The 26823-nt window shown below is 63.1% G+C and carries 21 protein-coding genes; 20 read left to right on the top strand and 1 reads right to left on the bottom strand.

All coding sequences use genetic code 11. The features are described from left to right. The first annotated feature begins 181 nt into the window (after positions 1-181). From Q5H92_RS24855 to ccsA (Q5H92_RS24820), 8 genes are all read left to right on the top strand, one after another. Entirely contained in the window at positions 182-3454 is a 3273-nt protein-coding gene (locus tag Q5H92_RS24855; RefSeq protein ID WP_305014282.1) for a hypothetical protein, read from the top strand. 146 nt (positions 3455-3600) lie between these two features. Continuing rightward, positions 3601-5124 carry a T9SS type A sorting domain-containing protein gene (locus tag Q5H92_RS24850; protein WP_305014281.1) on the top strand — a complete coding sequence of 508 codons (1524 nt, stop codon included), beginning with the start codon at positions 3601-3603 and terminating at the stop codon, positions 5122-5124. Positions 5125-5180: 56 nt separating this feature from the next. Continuing rightward, a complete protein-coding gene (locus tag Q5H92_RS24845) occupies positions 5181-5849 on the top strand; it encodes a heme exporter protein CcmB (protein WP_305014350.1) in 669 nt (222 codons plus the stop codon). 21 nt (positions 5850-5870) lie between these two features. Further along, positions 5871-6626 (top strand): cytochrome c biogenesis protein CcsA, encoded by a 756-nt coding sequence (ccsA, locus tag Q5H92_RS24840; RefSeq protein WP_305014280.1) that lies wholly within the window; start codon positions 5871-5873, stop codon positions 6624-6626. Beyond that, positions 6616-6861 carry a CcmD family protein gene (locus tag Q5H92_RS24835; protein ID WP_305014279.1) on the top strand — a complete coding sequence of 82 codons (246 nt, stop codon included), beginning with the start codon at positions 6616-6618 and terminating at the stop codon, positions 6859-6861. The genes ccsA (Q5H92_RS24840) and Q5H92_RS24835 overlap by 11 nt, the downstream gene beginning before the upstream one ends. Positions 6862-6957: 96 nt before the next feature. Next, on the top strand, positions 6958-7389 hold the full coding sequence (locus Q5H92_RS24830; protein WP_305014278.1) for a cytochrome c maturation protein CcmE domain-containing protein: 432 nt from the start codon (positions 6958-6960) through the stop codon (positions 7387-7389). 156 nt (positions 7390-7545) lie between these two features. Further along, a complete protein-coding gene (locus Q5H92_RS24825; RefSeq protein ID WP_305014277.1) occupies positions 7546-8634 on the top strand; it encodes a hypothetical protein in 1089 nt (362 codons plus the stop codon). A 22-nt stretch (positions 8635-8656) separates the two neighbouring features. Next, positions 8657-11275 (top strand): cytochrome c biogenesis protein CcsA, encoded by a 2619-nt coding sequence (ccsA, locus tag Q5H92_RS24820; protein ID WP_305014276.1) that lies wholly within the window; start codon positions 8657-8659, stop codon positions 11273-11275. Positions 11276-11746: 471 nt separating this feature from the next. On the opposite strand, the gene Q5H92_RS24815 is transcribed toward ccsA (Q5H92_RS24820), so the two are convergent. After that, positions 11747-15346, bottom strand: coding sequence for a T9SS type A sorting domain-containing protein (locus Q5H92_RS24815; protein WP_305014275.1), 3600 nt, complete (start codon positions 15344-15346; stop codon positions 11747-11749). 231 nt (positions 15347-15577) lie between these two features. Here Q5H92_RS24815 and Q5H92_RS24810 point away from each other — a divergent pair, with 231 nt between their 5' ends. The 12 genes from Q5H92_RS24810 to Q5H92_RS24755 all read left to right on the top strand — a co-directional run. Continuing rightward, a complete protein-coding gene (locus tag Q5H92_RS24810; protein WP_305014274.1) occupies positions 15578-16369 on the top strand; it encodes a Rossmann-like and DUF2520 domain-containing protein in 792 nt (263 codons plus the stop codon). A gap of 164 nt (positions 16370-16533) precedes the next feature. Then, a complete protein-coding gene (locus Q5H92_RS24805; protein WP_305014273.1) occupies positions 16534-16869 on the top strand; it encodes a 2Fe-2S iron-sulfur cluster-binding protein in 336 nt (111 codons plus the stop codon). Positions 16870-16988: 119 nt separating this feature from the next. Then, complete coding sequence (gene iscX, locus Q5H92_RS24800; protein ID WP_305014272.1) at positions 16989-17225, top strand: Fe-S cluster assembly protein IscX; 237 nt, start codon at positions 16989-16991, stop codon at positions 17223-17225. Positions 17226-17373: 148 nt separating this feature from the next. Then, complete coding sequence (locus tag Q5H92_RS24795) at positions 17374-17568, top strand: cold-shock protein (protein WP_196295580.1); 195 nt, start codon at positions 17374-17376, stop codon at positions 17566-17568. 142 nt (positions 17569-17710) lie between these two features. Further along, positions 17711-18646 (top strand): geranylgeranylglycerol-phosphate geranylgeranyltransferase, encoded by a 936-nt coding sequence (locus Q5H92_RS24790; RefSeq protein ID WP_305014271.1) that lies wholly within the window; start codon positions 17711-17713, stop codon positions 18644-18646. A gap of 176 nt (positions 18647-18822) precedes the next feature. After that, positions 18823-19515: a YjjG family noncanonical pyrimidine nucleotidase gene (locus Q5H92_RS24785; RefSeq protein ID WP_305014270.1), complete on the top strand. Its 693-nt coding sequence runs from the start codon at positions 18823-18825 to the stop codon at positions 19513-19515. Positions 19516-20042: 527 nt separating this feature from the next. Beyond that, positions 20043-20519 carry a tail fiber protein gene (locus Q5H92_RS24780; RefSeq protein WP_305014269.1) on the top strand — a complete coding sequence of 159 codons (477 nt, stop codon included), beginning with the start codon at positions 20043-20045 and terminating at the stop codon, positions 20517-20519. A 67-nt stretch (positions 20520-20586) separates the two neighbouring features. Further along, positions 20587-21144, top strand: coding sequence for a phage tail protein (locus Q5H92_RS24775; RefSeq protein ID WP_305014268.1), 558 nt, complete (start codon positions 20587-20589; stop codon positions 21142-21144). A 39-nt stretch (positions 21145-21183) separates the two neighbouring features. Continuing rightward, a complete protein-coding gene (locus Q5H92_RS24770) occupies positions 21184-21741 on the top strand; it encodes a phage tail protein (protein ID WP_305014267.1) in 558 nt (185 codons plus the stop codon). Between the two features lie 53 nt (positions 21742-21794). Next, on the top strand, positions 21795-22325 hold the full coding sequence (locus Q5H92_RS24765) for a phage tail protein (protein ID WP_305014266.1): 531 nt from the start codon (positions 21795-21797) through the stop codon (positions 22323-22325). 83 nt (positions 22326-22408) lie between these two features. Then, complete coding sequence (locus Q5H92_RS24760) at positions 22409-23359, top strand: methionyl-tRNA formyltransferase (RefSeq protein WP_305014265.1); 951 nt, start codon at positions 22409-22411, stop codon at positions 23357-23359. A 164-nt stretch (positions 23360-23523) separates the two neighbouring features. After that, the coding region (locus Q5H92_RS24755; RefSeq protein WP_305014264.1) for a beta strand repeat-containing protein at positions 23524-26823 on the top strand (3300 nt) is incomplete at its 3' end.

Here is a 26823-nt window from a genome sequence, read left to right as displayed (position 1 = left end):
GTATTGGGGGCCGGGCGAAAGATGCCGACATTCGGGGCGGCGGATGGGAACAATTTCGCGCTAAATGCCTTTACTTCAACGGACCCAACCGTCCAGCCCGTCGGGCGGAACCTTTCGCCGGCTCCGCGAACTTCTAAGCGTTACCGCGGACTAAAACCCGCCCTTGCTCGTTGCCTTTGCTATGACCATTCCATTATCCACCAAGCGCACGCTGGGCGTTCTGGCGCTGCTGCTGCCCCTCCTCTACTCCCCCGCGGCCCGGGCCCAGACGGCGCAGGAGCCGTTTGGGCGAGTGCGCATCCAGTACAAGCCCTTCAACTGGCAGCAGCTCAGCACCCAGAACTTCAACGTGATGTACTACGAAGGCGGCGAGGCCAGCGCCCGCCGCGCCGCCGAGTACGCCGAAAAGGAGCTGCAGCGCATCACGGCGCTCATCGGCTACTACCCCTACTCGAAGACCACGCTGCTGTTCTATAACTCGGTGGGCGACCTGCGGCAGAGCAACATTGGCCTCACCGCTACCCTGCAGCAAATCAACGGCGGCGAAACCCCGTTGGCCCGCATGAGCAAGGTGCAAATTGCTTTTCAAGGCCAGGAAACCGACTTCAAGCGCGAGCTGAGCACCCAGATAACCCAGGTGCTGCTCAATGATATGATGTACGGCGGCTCCCTCAAGGAGGTGCTGCAAAGCAGCTACCTGCTGCAGCTGCCCGACTGGTTTATCGGGGGCGCGTCGGCCTACGCGGCCGAGGGCTGGAGCGTGGACATGGACGGCTACATGCGCGACATGACCAAGCAGTACCCCACCGGCAACCGCACGGCGCCGTTTTTCCTGCGCAACTCCACGCTGGCCGGCCAGAGCATCTGGAACTATGTGGCCGAGCGCTACGGCTACACCACCATCCAGAACATTCTGAACCTCACGCGCATTACGCGCGACATTGAGGTGGGCATCAGTTCTTCGCTGAACGTGCCGTTTAAGGTGTTTTTGAAGGACTGGCTGACGTACTACCGCGACCAGAACGGCGCCCAGGTTGCTACATTGGTGGAGCCCGACAAGAAGTTCCGGCTGGGCGGCCGCAACCGCCACGCCGATGTATTCTCGCAGCCCATCGTGAGCCCCAACGGCCAGCTGGTGGCTTATGCCCAGAACGAGCAGGGCCGCTACCGCGTGATGGTGATGAACCGCGACGGCTCGCACCGCCGCACCCTGAGCCGCGGCGGCTACAAAACCCCCGACCAGCAGATTGAAACCCGTCTGCCGGTGCTGGCCTGGCGCGGCAACTCGCAGGTGGCGGTGGCCGAAATGAGCCGGGGCAAAATGACCCTGCGCCTGCGCGACGCCGATGGCCGCGGCCTGGTGCGCCGCGTGACCGAAGCCATTCGCTTCTCGCGGCCCGCGTCGCTGTTCGAGCCCTACGACCAGATTCTGAGCATGAGCTATTCGCCCGATGGCAAGGCCTTGGCCTTTAGTGCCGTGCGCAACGGGCAGAACGACATCTACCTCTTACGTGCCGGCAGCCGCCAGGCCGAGCAGCTCACCAACGACTTGTTCGACGACGTGCAGCCGGTGTTCCTGCCCAACGGCCAGGGCATCGTGTTTAGCTCGAACCGCTATTTGGACTCGGCCGGGCGGGCCCGGCCGGCCGCCTTCCAGAACGTGGTGAACAACTACGACCTGTTTGAATACCACCTCGACGGCCGAGAAATCCCAGTGGAAACGCTGGTGAGCACGATTTCGAACGAGACGCGGCCCCGCGCTATTTCAAACGACGAGATTCTGTATCTGGGCGAGGAAAGTGGCGTGCGGGCCATCTACCGCTACTCGCTCAGCACCAAGCAGCGCGGCATTCTCACCAACTGGCTGCCCAACACGCAGGATTTTGACTACAGCGCCATCACAAAAGCGCTGGTGTTTGTAGCGCCTACGCAGTCGCGCGACATTCTCTATCTCTACCCCGAATACCCGCTGCCCGCTACGGCCCTGGCCCTCACCAAAACGGCCCGCCAACAGACTCTGGAAGACCGGTCGGCTCCGCCGCGCACGGTGGCCCCGCCCAAGCCCGCCCCGGCGCCGGCGCCTACTCCTGTCGCGGCCACCGCGTCCGACTCGGCCACCGCGCCGGCTAACGCGCCAGCCAAAACGAAGTCGACCAGCCAGGTGAATACCAGCGACTACCAGTTTGAAGAAGACGAGCCGGCCCAGGCCGCAGCCGTCAAACGGCGGCGCCTGACGCCTACTGCTGCCTCAACGGCGGCAGCGGCGGTGGCGCAAGCCCAACTCGACACGCCCTTGAGCGGGCCGTTTAAGTACGACACCCGCTTCATGGCCGACAACGTATCGACGGCGCTGTATATGGACCCGCTGCTGGGCCTGGGTCTGCAGTTCAAGGCATCGCTGACCGACGTGCTGGAAAACCAGCGCATCGATGCCAGCATCTTTGGTTTGTTCGACCTGCGCACCAGCAACATTCGGGTGGGCTACACCAACCTGACCAAGCGCTACGACTGGGGCGTGGCCTACCAGAAGCAGGCTTATTTCTTCGGCATTGGCTCCTATAACTACCGCTACGGCCGCCACGAAGTAGCCCCCACCATCGCCTACCCGCTCACGCACAACCTGAGCGTGCGCGGCGGCCCCCGCTTCGTGAACATCTCGAGCACGCAGTTGGGCGATGTATCGACCGAAAACGACCAGTCCACCAACTACATCGGCTACAACGGCGAAGTCGTATTCGACAACAGCATCAATACCGGCGTGAATATGGTGGTGGGCACCCGCCTGAAAGCCAGCCTGCTGAGCCTGAACAGCTTGGGCGACAAGAGTCTCAGCTTCAGCAAGTTTGTGATTGATTTGCGGCATTACCAGAAAATCAGCCGCTCCATCATCTGGGCCAACCGGGCCAGCTACGGGCAGTTCTTTGGACCGCGGGACCAGGTATTCCGCATCGGCGGCATGGACAATTGGCTGATTAACGCCGACTACACCGAAGCCCGGTTCCTGCCCAACTACTCGGCCCCCGACCAGGTGCTCAACCAGGATTTCGTGACCAACCTGCGCGGCTTCAACTACAGCGCCCGCAGCGGCCCGCGCTACGTGCTGTTCAACAGCGAGCTGCGCATCCCCATTGTGCAGTATTTCGCACGCCGCCCCATCTACTCGGGCTTCTTCCGCAACCTGCAGCTCACTGGCTTTGCCGATGCGGGCACGGCCTACTCCGGCACTAACCCGTTCGGCGTAGACAACTCGGCCAACACCGTGAACGTGAGCCCGCAGGGCAACTACTTCTCGGCCACGGTGGTCAACTTCCGCAACCCCATGCTCATTGGCTACGGCGTGGGCGCCCGCACCACGCTGCTCGGCTTCTATGGCAAAATGGACGTGGCCTGGGGCCAGGAAGACTACGTGACCAAAGGCCCGAAATTCTACTTCACGCTGGGCTACGATTTCTAGCGGTGAATAAGTAATTAAAGCAGCTAATTAACGACTCTTCTGAAACGCTCCCGGCTTCCTGGCCAGGAGCGTTTTTGTTTTGTGCATCAGGCCGATAATCTGGACTTTCCGTTTATTTGCGCATCGCCAACCCATTTCTTTCCGCTATGAAAAAGCTGCTACTGCTTGCCCTGCTCACGCTGGCCGCCCCCCGGGCTTTTGCGCAATTCCAAACGCCCGGCACCGGCGTGCGCTGGACGCTGGCTCAGTTGGCCGCCGCCACCGGCTCCAACGTGGTGCTCACCAGCCCGGGCACCTATGCGGTGAACGGCAACCTGCGCCTCAGCCCCACCGATACGCTAACCATTAGCGCTAACACCACGCTGCGCCTAGCGGCATCGGCACTGGTGACGGTGGACGGCGTGCTGCTGGTAAACCCACGTGACTCGGTCAAAATCACGGCCCAGGCCAATACGGCGCCGTTTAGTGGGCTCACGTTTTCGGCCACTAGCCAGGGCTCGCGGCTGCGCAAAACCATTGTGGAATACGGCGGCGGCATTCGGATTCTGGACAACGACCTGCTGCTCGATAGCTGCGTGGTGCGCTACCAGGTGTCGCGCATCGGCACCACCAACACCAACAGCGGGGCCATCAGCCCGTCGGGCGGGGCGCCGCGCATACTCAACTGCCGCATCTACAGCAATGCCCGCTCCGGCGTGCTGAGCCCGGCCAACCGCAATACCTCGCCCGTGATTCAGAACTGCGTGTTCCGCGACAACGACACCGAAAACGGCAACTACCCGCAAATTAACCTGGGCATTGGCGGCGCCACGCCCATCGTAGTTGAGCGTTGCCAGGTCATTGGCGGCCTTTACAATATGGCGGGTGGCGTGTCGGTTTCCAACCTGCTGGGCTCGGCGGGCACCACCACGGTACGCATCCGCCAGAACCGTATTGCCAACAACCGCTACGGCGTGGCCCTACTGGGCTCGGGCATCAGCGCAGTCGTCACCCGTAACATTATCGAAAACAACAACATCAATTCCAACGCCAATACCGGCGGCAGCGGCATCAACCTGCAGGGCGGCGCTACGCTCACCGGCGTGGTCAGCCGCAACGTGCTGCGCGGCAACCTTTGGGGCGTGACGGTACTGCGCTCGTCCTCCACAGCGCCCGGCCCTACCATGAGCTTTGGAGATGTGAGCAGCACTGACAGCTTGAACGTGGGCCTCAACCAGCTCTATAACAACGGCAACGGTGGGCAGATTTACGACTTTTACCTGAACGCGCCCGACAACATGCTGGCCCAAAACAACGACTGGGGCACCAATTCGGCCGCCGTGGCCGAAAGCCACATCGTGCATCAGGTGGACCAACCGGCGCTGGGTTTGCTCAATTTCATGCCCATGCGGGCCAGCGCCGTGCTGGCCGCCCGCCCGGCTGGCCTGGCCCTGGAACTGGCCGCTTATCCTAACCCGGCCAGAGGTACGCTCACTCTGCGCCTGCCCACCAGCGCGCCCGCCCGGCTGGGCCTGCGCAACCTGCTGGGCCAAGCCGTGTACGCGGCCGAAGCCACGCCCGCGAGCGGCCAGCTCACCGTGCCGCTGGCCGGCCTCACGCCCGGCCTCTACGTGCTGGTAGTGACGCAGCAAGGCCGAAGCACCAGCGCAAAAGTGACGGTAGGGGAATAATCCAGGGCGGGGCGGGCGTATCTTTGCGGCCCGAAACCGAACCTGCGCCCGTGCCCTTGCTCCGCGAAATTTCCACCCTGCTAGCCAAAGACTTCCGCCTGGAATGGCGGCAGCGCGCGGCGCTGGGCGGGCTGCTGCTCTACGTGGGCAGCACGGTGTTTGTGTGCTTTCTGAGCTTCAGTCTGCGGGGTGGCACGCCCCCGCCGCCAGCTTGGAACGCCCTGCTGTGGGTCATCCTGCTGTTTGCCGCCATCAACGCGGTGGCGAAGGGCTTTATGCAGGAAAGCCCCGGCCAGCGGCTCTACTACTACACGCTGGTGCGGCCCCAGGCCGTTATTCTGGCCAAGATGCTCTACAACGCCCTGCTGCTGACGGTAGTGGCGCTGCTGGGCCTGTTTCTCTACACGGTGTTCCTCGGCAATCCTATTCAGAATCCGGGGCTGTTTGTGGCCAACCTGCTGCTGGGCGCCGTGGGCTTTGCCACCACGCTCACGCTGGTATCGGGCATTGCGGCCAAGGCCGGCGGCAATGGCGCCACGCTTATGGCCGTGCTCGGCTTCCCGATTATGGTACCCATGCTTTTGCTGCTCATCAAGGTGAGCAAGAATGCGCTGGATGGCCTGGACTGGAGCGTGAGCCAGAGCGCGGTGCTCACGCTGGTGGCGCTGAACATGATAGTGGGCGCTACGTCGTACCTGCTGTTTCCTTTTTTGTGGCGCGGCTAATTCGTTATTGATAAATAAATTATGAGTACAGCGGCAATTATCGGAAGTGTATCAGGCGTGGCCATGACGGTGGTGGGCGTCTGGGGTGGGCAATACCTCATCGAGCAGCGCACGGCTGGCGTGGTATGGAAAACCATTACGGCGCTGCTGCTGATAGGCGCCTCGGCGGTGGGCATCCTGATTACGGTGCCGCGCCTGCCCATCGTGAACGAGAGCATCCGGAACCTGTTTTTCCACGTGCCGATGTGGTTTTCCATGATTATGGTACTGCTGGTGTCGGTGTGGTACTCCATTCGCTACCTGCGCGAACCGTCGGAGCGGCTGGACGTGCTGGCCCACGAGTCGGCCAAGTCGGGCATCGTGCTAGGCTTGCTGGGGCTGGCCACTGGCAGCGTGTGGGCCAAATTCACCTGGGGCGCGTGGTGGACGCCCGACCCGCGCCTGAACGGAGCGGCCGTGGCCATGCTCATCTACGGGGCTTACCTGGTGCTGCGTGGCTCGTTTCGCGACGAGCAGCAGCGGGCTCGGGTGTCGGCCATCTACAACATTTTTGCGTTTGCGGCGGCCATTCCGCTGCTGTTTGTGCTGCCGCGCCTGAGCGGCCCCTCGCTGCATCCCGGCCAGACCGGCAACCCCGGCTTCAACCAATACGACCTCGACAACACCATGCGGCAGGTGTTTTACCCCGCCGTTATCGGCTGGATTTTGTTTGCCTTCTGGCTCACCCAGGTCACCAGCCGCTTTGCTTTCCTGAAATTGAAACACGATGAAAATTAAGCTCACACCGCGCTCGGCGGCCCTGTTCCTGCTGTTGCTGACGCTGCTTTTCAACGTCGGCAATGCCTTCGCCCAAGCCGCAACGACCGAGCCCGAGATGGCCGACGGCCTGCGCGCCAACGGAAAAATCTACGTGGTGGTGGCCGTGGTAGTCATCATCGTGGCGGGCCTGCTGGCCTACCTCATCAACCTCGACCGCAAAGTGAGCCGCCTCGAAGAGCAAATAAAGAAGTAGCCGGGCACCCGCTGCCCGTTTGCACTGTTACACCCCGACGAGCACCGCGAGGCTCGGCTAACCCGCTTCGCGCAACTCGTTACAACCCGTGGTTTTATGAAGAAGTCGCACATTTTCATCATGGCCATCATTGCGGTGGCCGCCGCCATCATCCTCAGCACCACCGCCGATGCCAGCGTGTACGTGGGCTTCGGCGAAGCCCGGCAGCGGGCCGCCGAGGGCAACACCACCAAGGTGCACGTGGTGGGCAAGCTCCCGCGCGATGCCCAGAAGCAGCCCATCGGCTTGGAGTACGACCCGATGACGGACCCCAACTACTTCGCCTTCACGCTGGTGGACAGCACGCAAATTGCCCAGCGCGTGGTGTACAACAACCCCAAGCCCCAGGATTTCGACGCTTCCGAGCAGGTTGTCATCACCGGTTGCATGAAAGGCCAGGTATTCATGGCCGACAACATTCTGCTGAAGTGCCCCAGCAAATACGTGAAGAAGGATTTGAACGAGGGCGCTACGGCTTCGGTGAAGTAAAGGGCGTTGCACAGCACTAACGGGACGGCAAAGGCCGTCATGCAGAGCGCAGCGAAGCATCTCGCTTGGAGTAGCAATTCAATCGATTGGTCTACTTCGGTACGCGAGATGCTTCGCTGCGCTCTGCATGACGGCCTTTCTTCAGTCCTGCTTCTATTGCTCTTCGCTGCCTCCGTTTCTCCGGCAGCAGCCCAGGTGCCCAACGATAACATCGAAAATCGCCGCGTGCTGCGGCTGGAGGAAACCATCACCTCCAGCACTACGGGCTGCACCGTGCAACGCAGCTGCGTGGACGAGCGTCTGACCGGCAAGTGCATCGAGTACCACAACGACCAGTGGTTTGAGTTCACGCCCAAAACCTCGGGGCGCTACTTTGTGAATATCGGCGGGCAGCAATGCCGCGACGTGCGCGGCGTGCAGTTGGTGGTGCTCACGGGCACGCCGTGCCAACCGGCTACTTACCGCGTGCTCAGCTGCACCTCACTGGGCACGCAAGATGACGTGTTTGTAACGCTGGATTCGCTGCGGGCCGGCCAGCCCTATTTGCTGGATGTGGATGGGTATTTGAAAGACTTCTGCCAGTTCCGGCTGCAGATGAGCCAGACGGCTGTGGGCATGCCGGTGAGCTATTTCCCGCCCAGCCCTACCCGCCTGCTGCCCACCGACAGCCGCATAGTGGAGCTGAGCTGGACCTTGCCCGACTCGCTGGCCGGCACGCCCGGCTGCCGGGTGATGCGCCGCGAGATTCACCAGTACCGCAGCACCGAGGTACACTACGTGCCCGTGCGCCGCGATACCTACGGCCGCCCCGAAACCACCTACACCGTGGCCGACACGCTACCCGGCCCCGGCATCTACGACTACCAGGTGGTGACCACCCGCGCCGACGCTGGCCCCGCACCCGCCCGCCTGCGCCAGTGGTGGTATGCATTCGGCACGGCGGCCACCATGCCCCTGCCCGGCACCGCACCCCGCCGCGACGTGGTGACCCTGCCCCTGCGCAAATACCCCAACAAGGCCCGCCTGTCGGTGGTCATCACCGACCCGGGTACCGGGCGCGTGCTGCTGGCCCAGCAGCTCATCAACCAGCCTGACAACCCGCGCCAAAGCGAAGTAGCCGTGCGCAAGTGGCAGGACGCCGGTCTGGAAAAAATTGCCGTCGAAATCACCGTTCATCCGCCGCGGGGCGACTTTTTCACCGACCGGTTGTTATTGAAGCTCCCGGCTCCGGCGGCGCGGCCGTAAATTTGCCGGATATTCTTAGCTTATGAACTTATTAGTAGGACAAATCGGCCACCTCAGCGTGATTCTCGCTTTTGCGGCGGCGTTGGTGGCGGCGTATGGCTATTTCCAAGCTTCGCGGGGCCGGGCGCTGGGCGATGAGGACCAGAGCTGGCTGCGGCTGGCGCGGGGCGCATTTTTCGTGCACGGCGCGGCGGTGCTCTCGGTGATTGTGTGCTTGTTCAACATCATTCACGCCCACCGCTATGAGTACTATTACGCCTGGAGCCACAGCTCCAATCACCTGCCGGTACAGTACATGATTTCCTGTTTCTGGGAAGGTCAGGAGGGCTCGTTTCTGCTCTGGATATTCTGGCAGGTGGTGCTGGGCCTGTGCATCATGAAGTTTAACCGCCGCTGGGAAGCCCCGGTGATGGCCGTGTTCAGCGGCGTACAGCTGTTTCTGGTGAGCATGATTCTGGGAGTGGTGCTGGGCGGCGTGAAGGTGGGCTCCTCGCCCTTCATCCTGCTGCGCGAGTTCCTCACCGACCTGCCGGTGTGGAAAATGAACCCCGACTTCGTGCCCAAAGACGGCACTGGCCTCAACGCCCTGCTGCAGAACTACTGGATGGTGATTCACCCGCCCACGCTGTTCCTGGGCTTTGCGCTCACGCTGGTGCCCTTCGCCTTCGCCATTGCGGCCCTCTGGAAGCGCGAGCTGACCAGCTGGGTGAAACCCGCGCTGCCCTGGACGCTCATCGGCGGCGGCGTGCTGGGCGTGGGCGTGGTGATGGGCGCCTACTGGGCCTACGAAACCCTGAACTTCGGCGGCTACTGGAACTGGGACCCCGTCGAAAACGCCGTGTACATTCCCTGGCTGGTGCTGGTGGCCTCGCTGCACGGCTTGGTGCTGTGGCAGAAGCGCCGCACGGGCCTGCGCACCTCGTTTGCGCTGGTGGTGGCCACGTTTGTACTCATTCTTTACGCTACCTTCCTCACCCGCAGCGGCGTGCTGGGCAATGCCTCGGTGCACTCGTTCACGGATTTGGGCCTGAGCGGGCAGCTGCTGATTTACCTGGGCGTGTTTGCGGTGCTGTCCGTGGCGCTGCTGGTTTCGCGCTGGAAGGAGATTCCAATTTCCGAGAAAGAGCTGAACGGCTACAACCCCGAACTGTGGGTGTTTGTGGGCGCTACGGTGCTGTGCCTCGGCGCTTTCCAGGTGCTGTACACCACCAGCATTCCGGTGTATAACGCCTTTATGGGCTTCATCGGCATCAAAACCAACGTGGCCCTGCCGGCCGACCAGATTGCCCACTACTCCAAGTTCCAGCTCTGGATGGGCGTGGTGGTGGCCCTGCTTTCGGGCATCGCCCAGATTATGTGGTGGCAGCGCAACAACAAGGAAACCGTCGTCAACGCCCTCACGGCGCCCACGCTGCTGGCGCTGCTGGGCACGGCCCTCACGGTGCTGCTGGTGCGCTATAATGGCCTGACCATCTCGCCGGCCTACGTGGTGCTCACGCTTGCGGGCCTGTTTGGGGTGCTGGCCAACTTCGGCACCATCTTCAACCTGCTACGCCGCGGGGTGCGCCTCTCGGGCGGCGCGGTGGCCCACTTGGGCATTGCGCTTATGCTGCTGGGCATTCTGGCCTCGGCGGGCTACTCCAATATTATTTCGCGCAACGTGTCGGGCCTGGTTTACTCGCGGGAATTTGCCGAGGACATCAACCGCGACAACGTGCTGCTGTTCCGCAACGAGACCACGCCCATGCAGGGCTACCAGCTCACCTACACCGGCCAGTTTTACGAGGTGCCCGGCGTGCCCGGCTACGTCGACAAGCAGTTCCTCTACCGCACCGACGACGACTACAAGGCCCTGGCCCGCGCCCCCATCGCCGTGGGCGGCAAGACCTACTACAAAACCGGTGATACGGTGGCTATTCTGCCCGAAAACACCTACTACCGCATCAATTACAAGGATGCGAAGTCGGGCGAGCAGTTTGCCCTCTACCCCCGCGCCCAGATAAACGACGAGATGGGCGGCGGCGAAGGCGGCGGCCTGCTGGCCTCGCCGGCCATCAAGAAGTTCTGGGGCCACGACATCTACACCCACGTCAGCTCCGTGCTCGACCCGCGCAAGGAGCGGCCCTGGAGCGAGCCCAAGGAAAGCGTGCTAGCCGTAGGCGACACCATTTTCCTCAACGACTACTTCGCTGTGTTCCGGGCCATTGAGCCGGCCCACGAAACCGCCGGCCTCAACCTGCAAAAAGGCGACCTCGCCCTGCAGGCCGACATGATAGTGCATGGCGAAAAGCGCCAGTACCACGCCCACCCCGTGTTTGTGGTGCGCAACCGCATGGTGGGCCGCGTGGCCGACGAGGTGGAAGACCTCGGCGTGCGCCTCACCCTCAACGCCATCGACCCTACGGCCGGCAAGTTCACCTTCGGCGTGAGCACGACGCAAAAGGACTATGTCATCCTCAAGGCCATGGAAAAGCCCTTTATTAACCTGCTCTGGAGCGGCACGCTGCTCATGGCCCTCGGTTTCGGCCTGAGCGTGCGGCAGCGCGGCGGCCGCGGCGCCGTAGCCCCGGAAACCGAAGCCACTGCCGAAACCGAAGCGTCGGCCGGCAGCCGGGCCGCGCGGCCCCAGCCGGTGAGCTAATCGGTTTGCCTCACCACAAACAGTAAAAGCCCATCCCGCCTTGGCAGGATGGGCTTTTGCATGTACCAGAAGTACATTTCACCTCAACGCGGCATGGTTTAAGCAATACCCAAAGTGCATCGCACCTCGGTACGGTGGACTTCCGGTAGGTGGGGAAGCGCACTGGACCACGGTTCAATACCCTTTTGGTAAGTGGGGAAATGCATCGGACCGTGGTCCAGTGCGGTTTTGGTAGGTGGGGAAGGGCATCGGACGTTGGTCCAATACACTTTCGGTACATGGGTAAGTGCATCGGACCAACGTCCGGTGCGGTTTCGGTAGATGGGGAAGGGCATCGGACCAACGTCCGATGCCCTCTTTATTAGTCGGCAGCCGACCTGGCCGGATATGCCCCGTCGGGCCCAGTCGTCAACAAAAAAGGGCCGCCCAACCGGGCGGCCCTTTTTACCGAAGTGAACCGAAAGCCGCAGCTTACTTCACAATCGCAATCTGCTGCTGGGTGTACTCCTGGCCGTTGCGCACGGTGATGGAGTAGATGCCCGACTGCAGCGACGACAGGTTCACGCTGTTCTGGAAGTTGTCCTTGGCCGTGCCCGTGTACACGCGCTGACCCAGCATGTTGGTCACTTCCACCGCCAGCGCCTGCTTGGCGTTGGCACCGTGGATTTCCAGGTTGAACACGCCCGTGTTCGACGGATTCGGGAACACGCTCACGGCGCGCTTCAGGGCCTCCGACGTGGCCAGCGGGCCGGCCGTAATCGTGAGGTCGTCCACCGCCAAGAAGCCCTGGCTGGCCAAGCTGATGGCGTGGAAGCCCACATAGTAGGTGCCGTTGGCGGGCGTGATGTCGGCCACCACCGGCGTGGTGGTATTGTTGGCCGGACGGTACAGGGTGCTGGTGATGGCCGTGTTGGTGTAGAGGGTGTTGGTCTGAGCCGCTACAGTAGCCGCCGTGCCATACTTCACTTCTAGGCCTTCGGTATAGCCGCTACCGGCACCGCGGAAGTAGAACTGCACGCGGTAGCGCTGCGTGTTGGTCATAACCAGGGCCGGGCTGAAGAACCAGTCATCGGCACCCACCGTGATGTCGGTCGAGTTGTAGGAATACACCATAGCGTTCGGGGCCGAGCGCGCGATGTTGCCCGTGGCCAGGCTGGCATCCACAGTGCCCGTGGCGCGCCAGGTGTAGTTGTCGTTGTTGTTATCCAGCACCGAGATGCCGCAGGGCAGCGGCTGGCCGGCCGTAATCACGTCGAAGTTCTGCGTGTAGGGGTAGGTGCTGATAACCGGCGGCGTGCAGGCCGTGGTGGCGCGCACCGGGCCGGCGTAGGCGCTCTGGTCGGTGGCGCTGCAGATGGTGCGGATGTAGAAGTCGTAGGTCGTGCCGCCCGTCAGGCCGTTCAGCGTGTAGGTGGTGCCGGTGAAGGTGGGCGAGGTGGTGCTGTTGGCGCCGCCGGGCGTGAAGCCCTGCGGGCCGTACACAATCTGGTAGCCCGTGGCCCCAGCCGCACCCGTGAAGCTGAACGAAGCCGAGGTCGACGTCGTGCCGCGGATAATCAGCGCCGTGGGCACGGGGCAGGTAGCGGGCGCTGACGTTTCGGCCTCCAGCATGAAGCGGGAATTGTTAGCGGCCACATCGACGGGAGCACCCGGCGTGGTGATGTTGGCCGAGTAGAACATACCCGTGCGAGCCGGCACCTCTGCCTGGTAAGCCATCGGGTACACGATGTCCGTGGAAGCACCCGCGGGCACTACAATGGCCATCCCAACGAGGAAATCGCCGGTCGGCACGCTGCCCGACAGGTTAAAAGTGTGCAATTGGCCCAGGTCGGCAGTCGTAATGGCATAGTCGGCCGAGCGCGCGATAACGGCACCCGTGGTGGCATTCAGCACCACGCCGAATACGTTGGTATTGCGGGTTACCAGGTTCGGGTCATTGTAGATGAAAGCACGCACGGCCGTCACGTCGCGCGGCGTATTCACCGTGTACTTCACGCAATAAGCGCGGGTGGTGGCTGCCGTACCAGGCGTGATGCCATAAGCGCTGGTCGGGGGTACCCCCGCCGCGATGTGCGAGAAGCGCGTGGCGCTGGTGGCCATGGTCTGGCTCAGCGTGTTGTTGGCAGCCACGTCGTCGTTGGGCAAGGTCACGGTCACGGTGTTGGCCCCCACGTTAGGCAGGCTGATGTTGGTGAAGGTGACAACACCCGTAGCACTCACAGCCAGCGACGTCAGGGTCTGCGTCTGGGTGTAGGTGTTGGCACCGCTGATGGTCAGCGTCACCGTCACCGGTGCCGTAGCGGCCGAAATGCCGGCATTGCGTACCACCGCGCGCAGGCTGAACGGGTTGCCCACCGGCACGGCGATGGAACCGTAGCCCTGAATCTCGTTCACGGCGATGTCGTTGTTGGCCGGAGCCGCCGTGGTGGCGCCGAAAGGAAACTTGTAAACTGTGGTGTTGGTCGGAGTCGTGCTGGTTAGGGCCGCCGTTGGAGGCCCAATAGCTACTACATCGCCCGTGTAATAAGTATTCAGGCGGTTGGGGTCTTCAATCTGCACGCCGAAGGGAAAGAACGGCAGGGTACCGCTCGAAGCCGCCTGGCCCATGCCGATGAGCACGTCGCCGGCCGGCACCGTAGCCGGCGCGGCGAAGGTGAACGTGTGGAAGACGTTAAAGTCGGCTGCCGTGATGGTATAATCGGCCGAACGGGCCAGCACCGCGCCGGTCGTGGCGTTTATCACCACGCCGTACACCCGCTCGCCCACGGAAGTTTTGGCCGTGGCCTGGTTGCCCGCATCGGATAGCAGGGCCGTTACGGCCGTGATACTGCGCGCGGTGTTCAGGGTCATCTTGGTGGCGTAGTAGCCGTCCTCACCCGCTTGGAAGATGTTGTTGCCCGACGTGGCGCCCGGTGTGGCCGCCGAGAACGTCGTGGCGCTGGTTTCCATGGCCTGCGCCAGCGAGTTGTTGTTGTTGGCACCGTCGTTGGGTATCGTGACGGTTATGGTGTTCTGGCCGGCATTGGCCAGCGAGATGCCCGAGAACGTGGCCAGGCCCGAAGCGCCCACGCCCAGCGCCGCCACGTTTTGGGTAGCGGTGTAGGTGTTGGCACCGCTGATGGTCAGCGTTACGGCGGTGGCACCCGTCAGGGCGGTGGTACCGGCGTTGCGCACCACGGCGCGCAGGGTGATGGGGTTGTTGGCCGGCACAATTACCGAGGCGTAGCCCTGAATGGCGGCTACAGCCGCGTCGTTAGCCACCGGAATGGTGAAGCGGTAGGTGCGGCCCGGGTCAGGCAGCTGCGTCACGCGCACGTTATGGCCGTTGGCAGTGTAAGGGCCGGTGATGAACGTGGTGCCCGACCACGGCGTAGCAGAAGCCTTCGTGCCGAGAATCGAGCTCGTAGCGGCATTTCCTTTGATACCTACCACGCAGAACTTGGCGATGTCGGCGCTGGCGGCGCCGGGCGTGGCCGTGCCGTACACGAATTCAATCTGGTTGGTGCTTTCGTAGAGCTTGGCCTGGAAAGAGAAGTTGGCGTACTGCGTACCAATGGCGCCGCGCGCCTTGTCGCTCACGTTTTTCCACTGAATGGTGCACACCTGGTTGGGCGAGGTGCCCGTGGTGGTCACCCGGTACTCGGTGCCCCCGGCCGAGCCGGCGGTCAGGTCCTGGTTGAAGGGCAGAATCAGGTTGGTTTCGGCGCCGTCGATGGGGCCGTTGAGGATGCTCTGGCCGCCGTCGGTGTACTGCGCGCCGGTGGGCGCCGTGCCCCCCAGCTTAATAAAGCCGTTGGTATTGAGCACGAAGTTGGTGAACGTCGCGCCGTTGTACACGAAGTTGAAGCCGATGGGCGTGGCCGCCGAGTTGGCGTCGTCGGTGTTGGCCGTGCTGATGGCCGTGCCGGTGGTGCCCAGGTCGGTGTAGGTACCGGCCGTGTTCGTGACGTTGGCAGCGGCGTAGCCCAGCTGCGCGTGCGCCGAGCCAACGGCTCCAGTCGCGAGCAGCGCGGCCAAGGCCCAGTGCCGCAGGCGCGAGGTTGGCCCCGTGCGGTCGTATTGGTGGTTCATAAAAAAGGGTAAAGTGGGTGAATAAAAAACAGAAGGGGGTGAAACAAAAAGCCTGGCGGCGGGCAGAAAAACCGACCCGCCATTTGCATGGTAGTTTTGAGGGTACAAGTTGCTAATTATTTAGCACAAAAACCTAAGCAGAGGTCCTTTTGCGGCACAATTGCCCGAACTTGATACCAGGCACAGCAGCTATTGCCACCGGCAGGCAGCTCATGTTATATTTTATCTAAAATGCATCCTATTAACTCAATGCTACGCATCGGCCTGCTAGGGGCGGGGCGCGTGGCCAGCCAACTAGGGCCGGCCCTGGCGGCGGCCGGCCACCACGTAGTGTTTGTGTGGAACCGGACCCCGGCCGCGGCCGAAACACTCGCGAAGCGGCTGCCCGGCGCGCAGGTCCTCACCACCCTCACCCCGCCCCTGCCGCCAGCCGATGCATACCTACTGGCCGTGCCCGATGCCGCCGTGGCCCCGCTCCTGGCGTCCATCGCCTGGCCCGCAGGGGCCCTGGTGGCGCATCTGGCCGGGGCCTTGCCGCTGGCCGTTTTCGCCGCGCAGCCCGGCGTGCGCGGCGGCGTTTTTTATCCGCTGCAAACCTTCAGCCCGGGCCGGGCCATCGACTGGCCCACCGTGCCGCTGTGCATTGAGGCCAGCGACCTGGCCGCCGAAACCACCTTACTCGCCCTGGCCGGCAGCCTCAGCCGGCACGTGCTGCGGCTCGATTCGGCCCAGCGGCTGAAGCTCCACGTGGCAGCCGTGTTTGCCAACAATTTCACCAACCACCTGTTGGGCATTGCCGACGCCCTACTGGCCGAGGCTGACCTACCGCCGGAATTGCTGGCGCCACTGGTGCGCGAAACGGTGGATAAGGCCCTGGCCAACCCGCCCTTCGCGGTGCAAACCGGGCCGGCCGTACGGCGTGACGCCCCCACCCTGGCGGCCCACACGGCGGCACTGGCGGGCCATCCGGCCTGGCAGGCGCTGTATGTGCAGCTCACGGCCAGCATTCAGGCCCAGCTGTAGCGCACCTGTAGCGCGAACTTTTAGTTCGCGTAGCAGAACGGTGCCTACGGCGCGGGGACGCGAACTAAAAGTTCGCGCTACTGCCGCAGCTTTGATGCCGGGCGCGGGGGGAGTACCTTTGCGGCTTCAAAAGCTGTGTTTTTTCGACTTATAAGTTTCTCGTTTTGTCTGTTCCTGCCACCACCATCACCTTCCAGTTCAGCGACGGCCAGCCGGCCCAAACCCATGTGGCGGCCGCCGGCGAATCGGTGCTCGACGTGGCCCTGAACAACGGCATCCAGCTCCAGCACAACTGCGGCGGCGTGTGCGGCTGCAGCACCTGCCACATCTACATCAACTCGGGCGGCGACGACCTGCCCGAGATTTCCGACAAGGAAGAAGACTTCATCGACCGCGCCGAAAACCCGCGCATCAACTCCCGCCTGGCCTGCCAGTGCGTGGTGGAGGCCGATATGCAGCTCGCCGTCACCATTCCGCCCCAGCACTTCCTGGGCCACTAGTTTTTTTTTAAATGTGGAAATATGATTGATGTGGAAAGGTGGAAATAGCTTTAGCAAAGCACTGTTTCCCTTACCCATCTTCACATTCTCACATCAACCCACATTTTCACATTTCACCCGTGAACCATTTCGAGCCGCCCATGCACTGGGCCGACCACGAGGATATTGCCATGGCACTCTACGAGAAGTTCGGCGACGACTTCACGGAGGCTAAAATCTACCGCATCCGCTTCACCGAACTGATTGAGTGGGTGCTGAGCCTCGACAACTTCGACGGTACCCGCGAGCAGTCTACCGAAGGCCACCTGGAGCAGATTCAGGCCAAGTGGGTGTACGAGTGGCGCGATAACCAATAGATGGACCACGGTGGATGCCGCCAGGGGCCAACCCCGCGCCGCTTTCCCGCGTAAGCGGCCCTGAAGTGGACGTTGTACATGCCATTTCAGGCATTGCCGCAGCCTTTACCCGGGCAGTTTATCCACCTTCCATTTTTTAGTTTTTTGCATGAAAACCGGCATCATTAAATTTTTCAACGAAGCCAAGGGCTATGGCTTCGTGACCGACGACCAAACGAAAGAAGACTTTTTCGTCCACGTAACGGGCCTGAACGGCGCCACGGTGCAACAAAACGACCGGGTAGAGTTTGAAACGCAGGAAGGCCGCAAAGGCATCAACGCCGTGAACGTTCGCAAAATCTGAGCTAGACTAACAAACACCGGCGGAAATTCCGCCCCGAAAAGCTTCTCCCGTCCCGGAGAAGCTTTTTTGTTGCCCTCCGGCGCGGGCGAGGTGGCGCCGGCCGGCCGGTATCACCGACCTTTGCCCCCCACTGCCGCCGCCCATGAACCCGCCCCCGCCCAAGCTGCCCGCCGCTGCCCTGCCCCCGCCCCCGGCGGAGCGCCTGCGCACGGCCCTGCCCACGCTGGTGCGATGGCCCAACCTGCTGATAATGCTGCTGTGCATGGCCCTGGTGCGGGCGGGGCTGCTGCTACCTGATGCGCCGCTGCGCGAGTCGCTGCTGGACTGGCGCTTCGGGGCGCTGGTGCTGGCGGCGCTGCTGGTGGCGGCGGCCGGCTACATCATCAACGACTATTATGACGTAAAAATAGACGCCATCAACCGGCCCGACCGGCTGGTGGTGGGCCGTGTGGTGAACCGCCGCAAGGCCATGCTGGCCCACATGCTGCTGAGTGGCGCGGGCGTGCTGCTGGCCGGCTGGCTGCACCCGGTGCTGGGGGCCGTCACGCTGGGCACGGCCCTGCTGCTGTGGGGCTATTCGGCGCGCTTCAAGCGGGTGGCGCTGGTGGGCAACGCCAGCATTGCCACGCTCACGGCGGCGCTGGTGCTGCTGCCCGAGCTGCAGTGGCAATTGGCCCGCCACGACAGCCACAGCGTGGTGTGGCCCTACGCGCTGGCCGCCTTCCTGCTCACGATGGTGCGCGAGATTGTGAAAGACGTGGAAGACATGCGCGGCGACGCCCAGCACGGCTGCCGCACGCTGCCGCTGGTGTGGGGCGTGGCCCGCACCAAGTGGGTGACGGGCTTTTTCCTGGCCTGCCTGGCCCTGCTCACGGTGGGCGCCACGGCGCGCTTGTTTGTGAGCGGGCACTGGCCGCTGGGCACCTGGCTGGTGCTGCTGGTGTTGCTGCCCATGGCCCAGCTGGCGCGCCTGCTCATCCGGGCCGACCGGCGGCGGCATTTCCACAAGCTCAGTACGCTGTGTAAGGGTATTATGCTGGCCGGCGTTCTGAGCATGCTGCTGGCGGGCTCGGTATGAGGTTGCCTCGCTGTTTGATAAAGAACGTCATGTCGAGCTTGCCGAGACATCTCGCGTGGGGTAGTAAATCCTGTCGACTGGATTACTTCGGTACGCGAGATGTCTCGGCAAGCTCGACATGACGTTCTACTGTGCTGCGCCAGCCGGTCTGTTAAATGTTAATGGATACCTGTTAAATGAAATACCGTCACCTTTTTTTCGACCTCGACCACACGCTGTGGGACTTCGAGAAGAATGCCAACGAAACGCTGCACACGCTGTACGAGCGTCACGATTTTGCGCGGTTCGGCACTTTTTCGGTGGAGCAGTTCGTCCGGGTGTACAGCGACGTCAACCACGCGCTGTGGCGCATGTATCAGAGTGGCAAAATCCAGCAGCGGCAGCTGCGCGACGTGCGTTTCGCGCGCACACTGGCCAAGCTGGGCGTGGCGGAGGCCGAAACTCCCCCCAATATTTCGGCTGAGTTCACGGATATTCTGCCGCTGAAGTCGGCGGTGTTTCCCTACACGCACGAAGTGCTTGATTACCTGAAGCCGAAATATCGGATGCACCTCATCACGAACGGGTTCAACGATGTGCAGGAAATCAAACTGGCCTCGTCGAATCTGACACACTACTTCGAGTCCGTTATTACCTCCGAGCACAGCGGCCACCTCAAGCCCGACCCGCGCATGTTCCAACATGCGCTGGCGCACACCGGCGCCACGGCCGCCGAAAGCCTGATGATTGGCGACAACCTGGAATGCGACGTGCTGGGCGCCTACAACGCCGGCATCGACCAGGTGTATTTCAACCCCGAAAAGCGTCGGCACTTCGCCCAAACCACGCACGAAATCAGCTGCCTGAGCGAGCTGAAGACGTTTCTTTAACAAGTTAACCGGCAGGCAGTGCTTGCTGCGGGCAGCAGCACGGGGCGAAACTGCGCGCTGGGAAGCGGCAAAAAGCACGAGCAGCCCAGTCGGCAGCCCCGCTGCAGCCGGCGGCCCCTGCACTGCATCTGATAACTGCGAAAACAACCGCTGGCTGGCGAGTATGCCACACGGGTTGGCAGTTCATTGCGAAGGCCGCCAACACCCCTCGACTGGCGGAAACGATTGCACACTCCGAAGTCTCAATAAGGAAGAGCTTGCGGCGCTGGCAAGTGAGCGCCGCAACCGCACAAAAACCAACCTTCCAAGCGGCTGCATACCTCAAAATGGGGATAAGCCGGGCTTGCAGGCTCCCGGCGAATTCGTCATATTTAGGGCATGACTTTACGGTTCTTAAGGTCATAAAAATGACATGAATATGTCATACCGCCGTGTAGAAATCAGCGGTACCTTTACCCGCTCAAGGAACATAATTTCTTGCTTTATTGGCAATTATTCTTTTAACATCATCTAAACCTCTTTTGCGCATGGAAATACTTCCTACTCTTTCAAGCTCCCCGTCATCGGGAGACGCCCGCCCGGCTTCACGCCGCGCCTGGCTAAAAGGCATGGGCGCGCTGCTGGGCACCGGCCTGCTGGCCGCCCCCGCGACCGTGCTGGCCGCTCCCGCTCCGGCCCCGGATGCCGCTGCCCTGGCTGAGGGCGACGAACACATTGGCGTGGTGAAGGTACTGGCCGGCACCACCCTGCCCATAGGCTGGACGCTCTGCGACGGCCGGATGCTGCTGGTAGCCGAACACCCGGCGCTGTTTGCGGTGCTGGGCGCAACCTACGGCGGCGACGGCCACCATACGTTTGCCCTGCCCTACCTGGGCGAGCCAACACCGGGCGGCACGGCCGCCACGCAGCTAGCCATCAAAACCGCCAACGGGCCGGCTACCACCACGGCGCTGGCCGAGCTGCGGATGCGGCACCAGCGCCGGTCGCGGCCGGCTGTGGCTTAAGGGGCACCCTTACGCGCTTCGCTGCTACTCGTTCGTCTTCTTCTTTTCACCTTTTTCCTTTCTCCTTATGTCCGAACCATTTCTCGGTGAAATTCGCATCATGCCCTTTGGCGGCAACACCAACTACGTGCCGCGGGGCTGGGCGCGGTGCAACGGCCAACTGCTGCCAATTGCCCAAAATTCGGCGCTTTACGCCTTGCTCGGGACACAATACGGCGGCGACGGCCGCAGCACCTTTGCTGTTCCTAACCTGAATGGCCGGGTCATCCTTGGGGCCGGGCAGGGAGCGGGCCTGAGCCCCTACCCGCAGGGAACCACCGTCGGGGTCGAGACCGTGACGCTACAGCTGGCCGAAATGCCGGCGCACACGCACGACCTCGGCAACCCGCTGCTACCCGTGAACAGCGCCGCCGCCGGGGTGAATTCACCGGCCGGCGCGTTTTTCGCCAAGGAGCCGGGCAGCGAAGCCTTTGGCACCGGCACCGGCAATGGCCCGATGGCTGCCGGCCTGCTGAGCGGCACGACGAGCCAGGCCGGTGGCAGCCAGTCGCACGAAAACCGCATGCCCTACCTGGGCCTCAACTATTACATCGCCACTCAGGGCGAGTTTCCGCAGCGGCAGTAGTTTGTTTTTCGCCTTTTCCACCTTACAATATCCTCTTCTATGTCAAGCGCTTACATAGGCGAAATTCGCGCCGTTGGGTTTAATTTCCCCCCCGTGGGCTGGGCTACCTGCAACGGGCAGCTCCTGCAAATCAGTGAGTATCAAGTCCTGTTTACCTTGCTGGGCACCACCTACGGCGGCGACGGCGTCACGACGTTCGGCGTGCCCAATATGAGCGGCCGGATAGGCGTGGGAGCGCAGGGAGGCAACTCCGGCCCCGGCCTTTCGAGCTACCCCCTGGGCTCGCTGGGCGGGCAGGAAAACGTGGCACTGACCGTCGCGCAGATGCCCGCGCACGGACACACCTACTCCGGCTCGCTGGGAGCCAGTAACACTGGCACCCTGAGCGACAACCCAAGCGGCCGCCGCCCGGGCGTTCCTGCGGGCAATCCGGCCTATGCGAGCACCTCGCAGGCCGGCCAAAACCTGGCATCCAACGGTTTGACGGCTAGCTTAGCCGCTGCCGGCGCTAGCCAGGCCCACACCAACATGCAACCGTCGCTGGCGCTCAACTTCATTATCGCCACGGACGGCTACTACCCGCCACAGCCCCAGTAGCAGCTGCTGCCCTTGGCTTTTTCTCTCACTCCTTCAACTCTCTGAGTTATTTTATGGACGAACCCTTCATCGGCGAGATTCGCCCTATCTCGTTCAATTACGCCCCTAGGAACTGGGCGTTTTGCAACGGCCAGCTCCTGCCAATCAATCAATACCAGGCGCTGTTTTCGCTGCTGGGAACCACGTTTGGCGGCAACGGCACCACCACCTTCGCACTGCCCGACCTACGCAGCCGCGTGCCGATGGGCGCCGGCCAGCTCCCGGGCGGCACCAACTACTTGCAGGGCCAGGTGAGTGGCAGCGAAAACGTCACGCTTATCCAAACGCAGCTGCCGGCCCACCAGCACACGCTCACGGGCACGCTCCAATCCTCGGACTCGCCGGAAAGCGACGACCCCACCAACAAGCTGCCTGCCCTCGAGGGCCGCGCCCAGTTTACCAACGGTGCCGCTAACGCGCCGATGGGCACCATCTCGGGTACGGCGGGGAATGCCGGGCTCAGCCAGGCGCACAACAACCGCCAGCCCTACGTCGGCATCAACTACGTCATTGCGATTACAGGCATCTATCCGTCGCGCGCCTAAAACCAGGCAGGTAGCCGTTGTTCCGCTCCGCTGCGGCATGGCGGCTATCTGCTTATTTGTTGAACTCCTTACTCCCTTGCCCCATGCGCGTTTCCGTTATCATTAGCAGCCTGCTGGGATGGCCCCTGCTGCACGACCTGCTCAGCCAGGGCGTGGTGGCCGGGGTGGCCGTGCCGGTTACGGGCAGCGAGGAGAACGGGCGCGTAAACGAGGTGCTGGCGCAAGCCGGCCTCACCCCGCACCGGCTGACCCGCAAGGGCCTGGCCGCTGAGCTGGCTGCCTGGATAGCGGCCACGCAGCCCACGGCGGTGCTGGTGCTCACGTTTTCGTGGCGCATTCCGGCCGCCGTGCTGGGGCTTCCCCCCCAGGGCTTCATCAATTTTCACTTCGCGGCGCTGCCCGGCTACCGGGGGCCCGAGCCCACCTTCTGGCAGCTGCGCCACGGCGAGCCCGCCGGCGCGGTTACGGCTCATCGCATGGCCGAGGACTTCGACACCGGCCCGGTGCTGGTGGCCACGCCCGTTCCCATCGGCCCACACGACACGCACGGCTTGCACCGCGCCCAACTGGCCCTGGCGGCCGTGGGCACGGGACGGCAGCTGCTGGCGGGCCTGCGGGGCGAAGCGCCCTTGCTCGAGCAGCCCCAGGACGAGGCCCAGGCCCGCTACTGGCCCCGCCCAACCTTGCCCGACCTGGTACTCGACTGGCAGGAGCCCGCCGAATCCCTGGCTCGCCTGGTGCGGGCCGCCAACCCCTGGAACCGGGGTGCCCTGACTACCCTGCGCGGCCAGCTGCTGCGGGTGCTGAGCCTGAGTCCCCGGCCCGAAACCGTGGAGGCGGCACCCGGCACCATCGTACTGGCAGCCCCCGGCCAAGCGCTACTGGTGGCCTGCGGCGCGGGCCAGGTGGCCCAGCTTGATATGGCCGTGCTCGAGGAGGGCTACTTCACGGGAGGGCAGCTGGCGGGGATGGGCGTGCAGGTGGGCGAAGTACTGGAGCCCTTGGCGGGCCAGTTGCGCGCGGCGCCGGCTTGAAATGATACGTGCGCTGCCGGGCCCGGCGGGCAGCCTGGCCAGCACAGCCACGCACCTGCCAGCGCAGTGCACGCAGGCCTACACTGCGCTGATTGCTAACTGTAATCAACAGTAATTTAAAATTTTACAAATATTTAGCTTTTTTTCATTTTCTTTTTTCTCTCATGAAAAATAATTTTTACCGACTTCTACTGCTGCCCTTGTTGCTGTTGGCAGCCTGGGGAGCCCGGGCGCAGGTCCCTGTGTGGCAGAATGCCTACCCCATACCAGTTACCGGCCCGAGCAGCAACAGTGTCGTGCAGGGCGTGGCTACCAATGCGGCCGGCGACATTTTTATAGCGGGCAGCTTTACGGGCACCGCAACGTTTGGCAGCACTGCCCTGACCAGCACATCGGGCACCGAAGACATGTTCGTGGCCAAGTGGAACGGCACGGCCAACACCTGGGCGTGGGCGGTGAGCGGCGGTGGCGCCGGCACTGACCAAGCCTTCGGGATAGCCGTGAACGGCAACAACGTGTACGTATGCGGGAATTACTCCAACAGCACGGCCACCATCAGCGGCAGCTCGCTGGCCGCTTACAACACCGACGGAACGTTGGACATGTACGTGGCCAAGTACTACGATAACGGCACGAGCGTAACCAGCAAGGGCGCTTTGCGCGGCGGCGGCGCGAGCAGCGACCGGGCCAATGCCATTGCCATCAACAGCAGCACCGGCACGGTGTACGTAACGGGGTATTTAGGAACTGGCGCTGCCACCATCAGCGGCAGCGCGCTGTCGAGTGCGGGAGCGCAGGACATCTTCGTGGCCCGCTACACCGATGCGGCCATGAATGCCAGCTCTAACCTGGCAGAAGGCGGGGCCCTCCGGGCCGGTGGCACCTCAACCGGGGAACAGGGCTATGGCATTGCCGTCAACAGCAGCGGGACCATCTACGTTACCGGGACCTACGGAGCCAACGGGGCCACCTTTAGTAGCGGAACTACGCTGAGCAGCAGCGGCAGCCGGGATATGTTCCTGGCCCGGTACACAGATTCGGGCAGCGCCCTGGCGTTTAGCTCGGTGGTGGCCGCCGGGGGCACCGGTGCGGACTTTGGGTTTGGCATTACTACCAGCGGCACCACGGTGTATGTAGCGGGCTACTACGCTAGCCCTACCATGAGCTTCGGTAACTCGGTATCGCTCACCAACGCGGGGGGCACCACCGGAAGCAACGACATGCTCGTGGTGAAGTACACGGACACGAATGGTACGCTGACGGCCAACAGCGCCGCTGGCAGCACCAACAGTACCGGCGATGACTCTGCTTATGGCGTGGCGGTCGTCGGCACCGCCGTTTACGTGACGGGCAACTATAACACGTCGGCCACCATCAGCGGCACCGCGCTCACGGGGCAGGGCGGCACCGACGGTTTCCTGGCTAAATATACCGACTCGGGCAGCCTGACCCCGAACGGAGCCATCAGCGGCGGCGGCACGGGCTTTGACCAAGGCCGGGCGATAGCCCCGCTCGGCAGCCTGGCGGTGGTAGCCGGCACCGTTGACCCCAGTGCGTCTTCCACGTTCGGCGCTACCACCATTCCTGCCGGGTCGGAGGGTTTCTTCGCCCGGGTGGGCGCGGCCAACACCACCGTCACGTCCATCGTGCCGGCGGCGGCCAACCCCACCAATGCCAGCAGCGTGACATTTACGGTGACGTTTGCGGCCAGCGTGTCGGGTTTGACGACCAGCAACTTCACGACGGCCAACGGCGGCAGCGTGACGGGTAGCGGCGTGACGAGTGTAACGGCCGTTTCGGGCACCGTCTACACCGTGACGGTGAACACGGGCAGCGGCAGCGGCACGCTCGGGCTGACGCTGGCCAACGATACGGGCCTGACGCCCGGCATTTCCAACGAGCCCTTCACGGGCACGCCGCTGTACTCCATCGACAAGACTGCTCCGACAGTGACGGCCTTTACCTCTTCGAACGGGACTAGCGGCAGCACTACTGCCACCACGCCTTTGTCGTATTCGGTGACGTTTTCGGAAAGCGTAACAGGCTTCTCGGCTGCTGACATCACCGTAACCAACGGCACCGTAACCAGCGGCCCCACGGGCAGCAGCAGCGGCCCCTATACCTTCACGGTGACACCCACCACGTCTGGCACGGTGACCAACGTGACCATCGCCGCCAACGTGGTTCAGGATGCGGTCGGCAACGGCAACACAGCCTCTGGCACCTACTCACTAACCTATCAGCAGCCGCTGGTAGCCAACTCGCAGCCCGTGACGGTGCAACTCGATGCCAACGGCAACGGCACACTCGCGGCCAGCGGCGTCAATAACGGCAGCACCGGCCCGGGCACGCTCACCTACACCATCCAGAAAATTGCTTTTGGCTATATTCCGGAGAGCACCACACCGCTTACGCTGACGACGCCCAACGGTGCGAATTTCACCCAAATTCGCTTTGCCAGCTACGGCACGCCCAACAACAACACCAACGGCAACTATAGCCTGGGCCCCTGTAACGCGGCCAACAGCCTGGCGGCCGCGCAAAACGCCTACGTGGGCCGTAGCAGCGGCAGCATGTATGCCAGTAACACGGATACCCGCAACAACCCTGTACTAGGCGACCCCTGCGGCGGCACGCCCAAGTTCTTGGCCGTGCAGGCCGCCTACTCGCCCGATGCCGCCAGCCTGACCTACAACTGCACCGAGGCCGGCAAAACCCAGTACGTGCTGCTGACCGTGAGCAACGGCTCGACCAGCAGCACCTCGGTAGCCCAGGTGACGGTGACTCCGCCGCCCACGGCTACCCTCACCAGTGCAAGCCCCAATCCGGCGACGCCGGGTACGACCGTCACGGTAGGCGGCACCAACCTGAGTGGGCTGACCAGCCTAACGGTGAACGGGGCGACGGCAGCCATCAGCGGCCTGACGAGCACCGGCTTCACGTTCGTGGTGCCCAGCGGGGCAACCCTTGGCAATGGCACTATTTCAGTAACCGCTCCTTGCGCTCAGACGGTAACCCGGGCCTTCGCGGTGCAAGCGCCCACCATCACGCTGGCCCCGGCCGCACTGCCGGACGGCACGGTGGGCACGGCTTACAGCCAGCCCATCGCGGCTTCGGGCGGCACGGCTCCCTACAGCTACGCCATCACGGCCGGCGCGCTGCCGGCGGGCCTGACGCTGGCCAGCAACGGCACGCTCTCGGGCACGCCCACAGCGGGCGGCTCGTTCACCTTCACGGTCACGGCGACGGATGCTTCGACGGGTAGCGGCCCGTACACCGGCTCGCGCAGCTACACGCTCACCATTGCGGCTCCGACCATTACGGTGGCTCCGACTACGCTGCCTAACGGTGCTACCAACACGGCCTACAGCCAGAGCCTCACGGCCGCGGGCGGCACGGCTCCCTACAGCTACGCCATCACGGCCGGCGCGCTGCCGGCGGGCCTGACGCTGGCCAGCAACGGC

It is taken from the genome of Hymenobacter mellowenesis, from assembly GCF_030581005.1.
Taxonomy (GTDB): domain Bacteria; phylum Bacteroidota; class Bacteroidia; order Cytophagales; family Hymenobacteraceae; genus Hymenobacter; species Hymenobacter mellowenesis.
Note: the sequence above shows the minus strand (reverse complement) of the source record. Positions and strands in the feature narration are given on the sequence as shown.

Excerpts from the sequence above, each read along its gene's own strand:
- Q5H92_RS24855 (WP_305014282.1), top strand. The coding sequence starts at position 182 with ATGACCATTCCATTATCCACCAAGCGCACGCTGGGCGTTCTGGCGCTG.
- Q5H92_RS24850 (WP_305014281.1), top strand. The coding sequence starts at position 3,601 with ATGAAAAAGCTGCTACTGCTTGCCCTGCTCACGCTGGCCGCCCCCCGG.
- ccsA (WP_305014280.1), top strand. The coding sequence starts at position 5,871 with ATGAGTACAGCGGCAATTATCGGAAGTGTATCAGGCGTGGCCATGACG.
- Q5H92_RS24835 (WP_305014279.1), top strand. The coding sequence starts at position 6,616 with ATGAAAATTAAGCTCACACCGCGCTCGGCGGCCCTGTTCCTGCTGTTG.
- Q5H92_RS24830 (WP_305014278.1), top strand. The coding sequence starts at position 6,958 with ATGAAGAAGTCGCACATTTTCATCATGGCCATCATTGCGGTGGCCGCC.
- ccsA (WP_305014276.1), top strand. The coding sequence starts at position 8,657 with ATGAACTTATTAGTAGGACAAATCGGCCACCTCAGCGTGATTCTCGCT.
- Q5H92_RS24815 (WP_305014275.1), bottom strand. The coding sequence starts at position 15,346 with ATGAACCACCAATACGACCGCACGGGGCCAACCTCGCGCCTGCGGCAC.
- Q5H92_RS24810 (WP_305014274.1), top strand. The coding sequence starts at position 15,578 with ATGCATCCTATTAACTCAATGCTACGCATCGGCCTGCTAGGGGCGGGG.
- Q5H92_RS24795 (WP_196295580.1), top strand. The coding sequence starts at position 17,374 with ATGAAAACCGGCATCATTAAATTTTTCAACGAAGCCAAGGGCTATGGC.
- Q5H92_RS24790 (WP_305014271.1), top strand. The coding sequence starts at position 17,711 with ATGAACCCGCCCCCGCCCAAGCTGCCCGCCGCTGCCCTGCCCCCGCCC.
- Q5H92_RS24785 (WP_305014270.1), top strand. The coding sequence starts at position 18,823 with ATGAAATACCGTCACCTTTTTTTCGACCTCGACCACACGCTGTGGGAC.
- Q5H92_RS24780 (WP_305014269.1), top strand. The coding sequence starts at position 20,043 with ATGGAAATACTTCCTACTCTTTCAAGCTCCCCGTCATCGGGAGACGCC.
- Q5H92_RS24775 (WP_305014268.1), top strand. The coding sequence starts at position 20,587 with ATGTCCGAACCATTTCTCGGTGAAATTCGCATCATGCCCTTTGGCGGC.
- Q5H92_RS24770 (WP_305014267.1), top strand. The coding sequence starts at position 21,184 with ATGTCAAGCGCTTACATAGGCGAAATTCGCGCCGTTGGGTTTAATTTC.
- Q5H92_RS24765 (WP_305014266.1), top strand. The coding sequence starts at position 21,795 with ATGGACGAACCCTTCATCGGCGAGATTCGCCCTATCTCGTTCAATTAC.
- Q5H92_RS24760 (WP_305014265.1), top strand. The coding sequence starts at position 22,409 with ATGCGCGTTTCCGTTATCATTAGCAGCCTGCTGGGATGGCCCCTGCTG.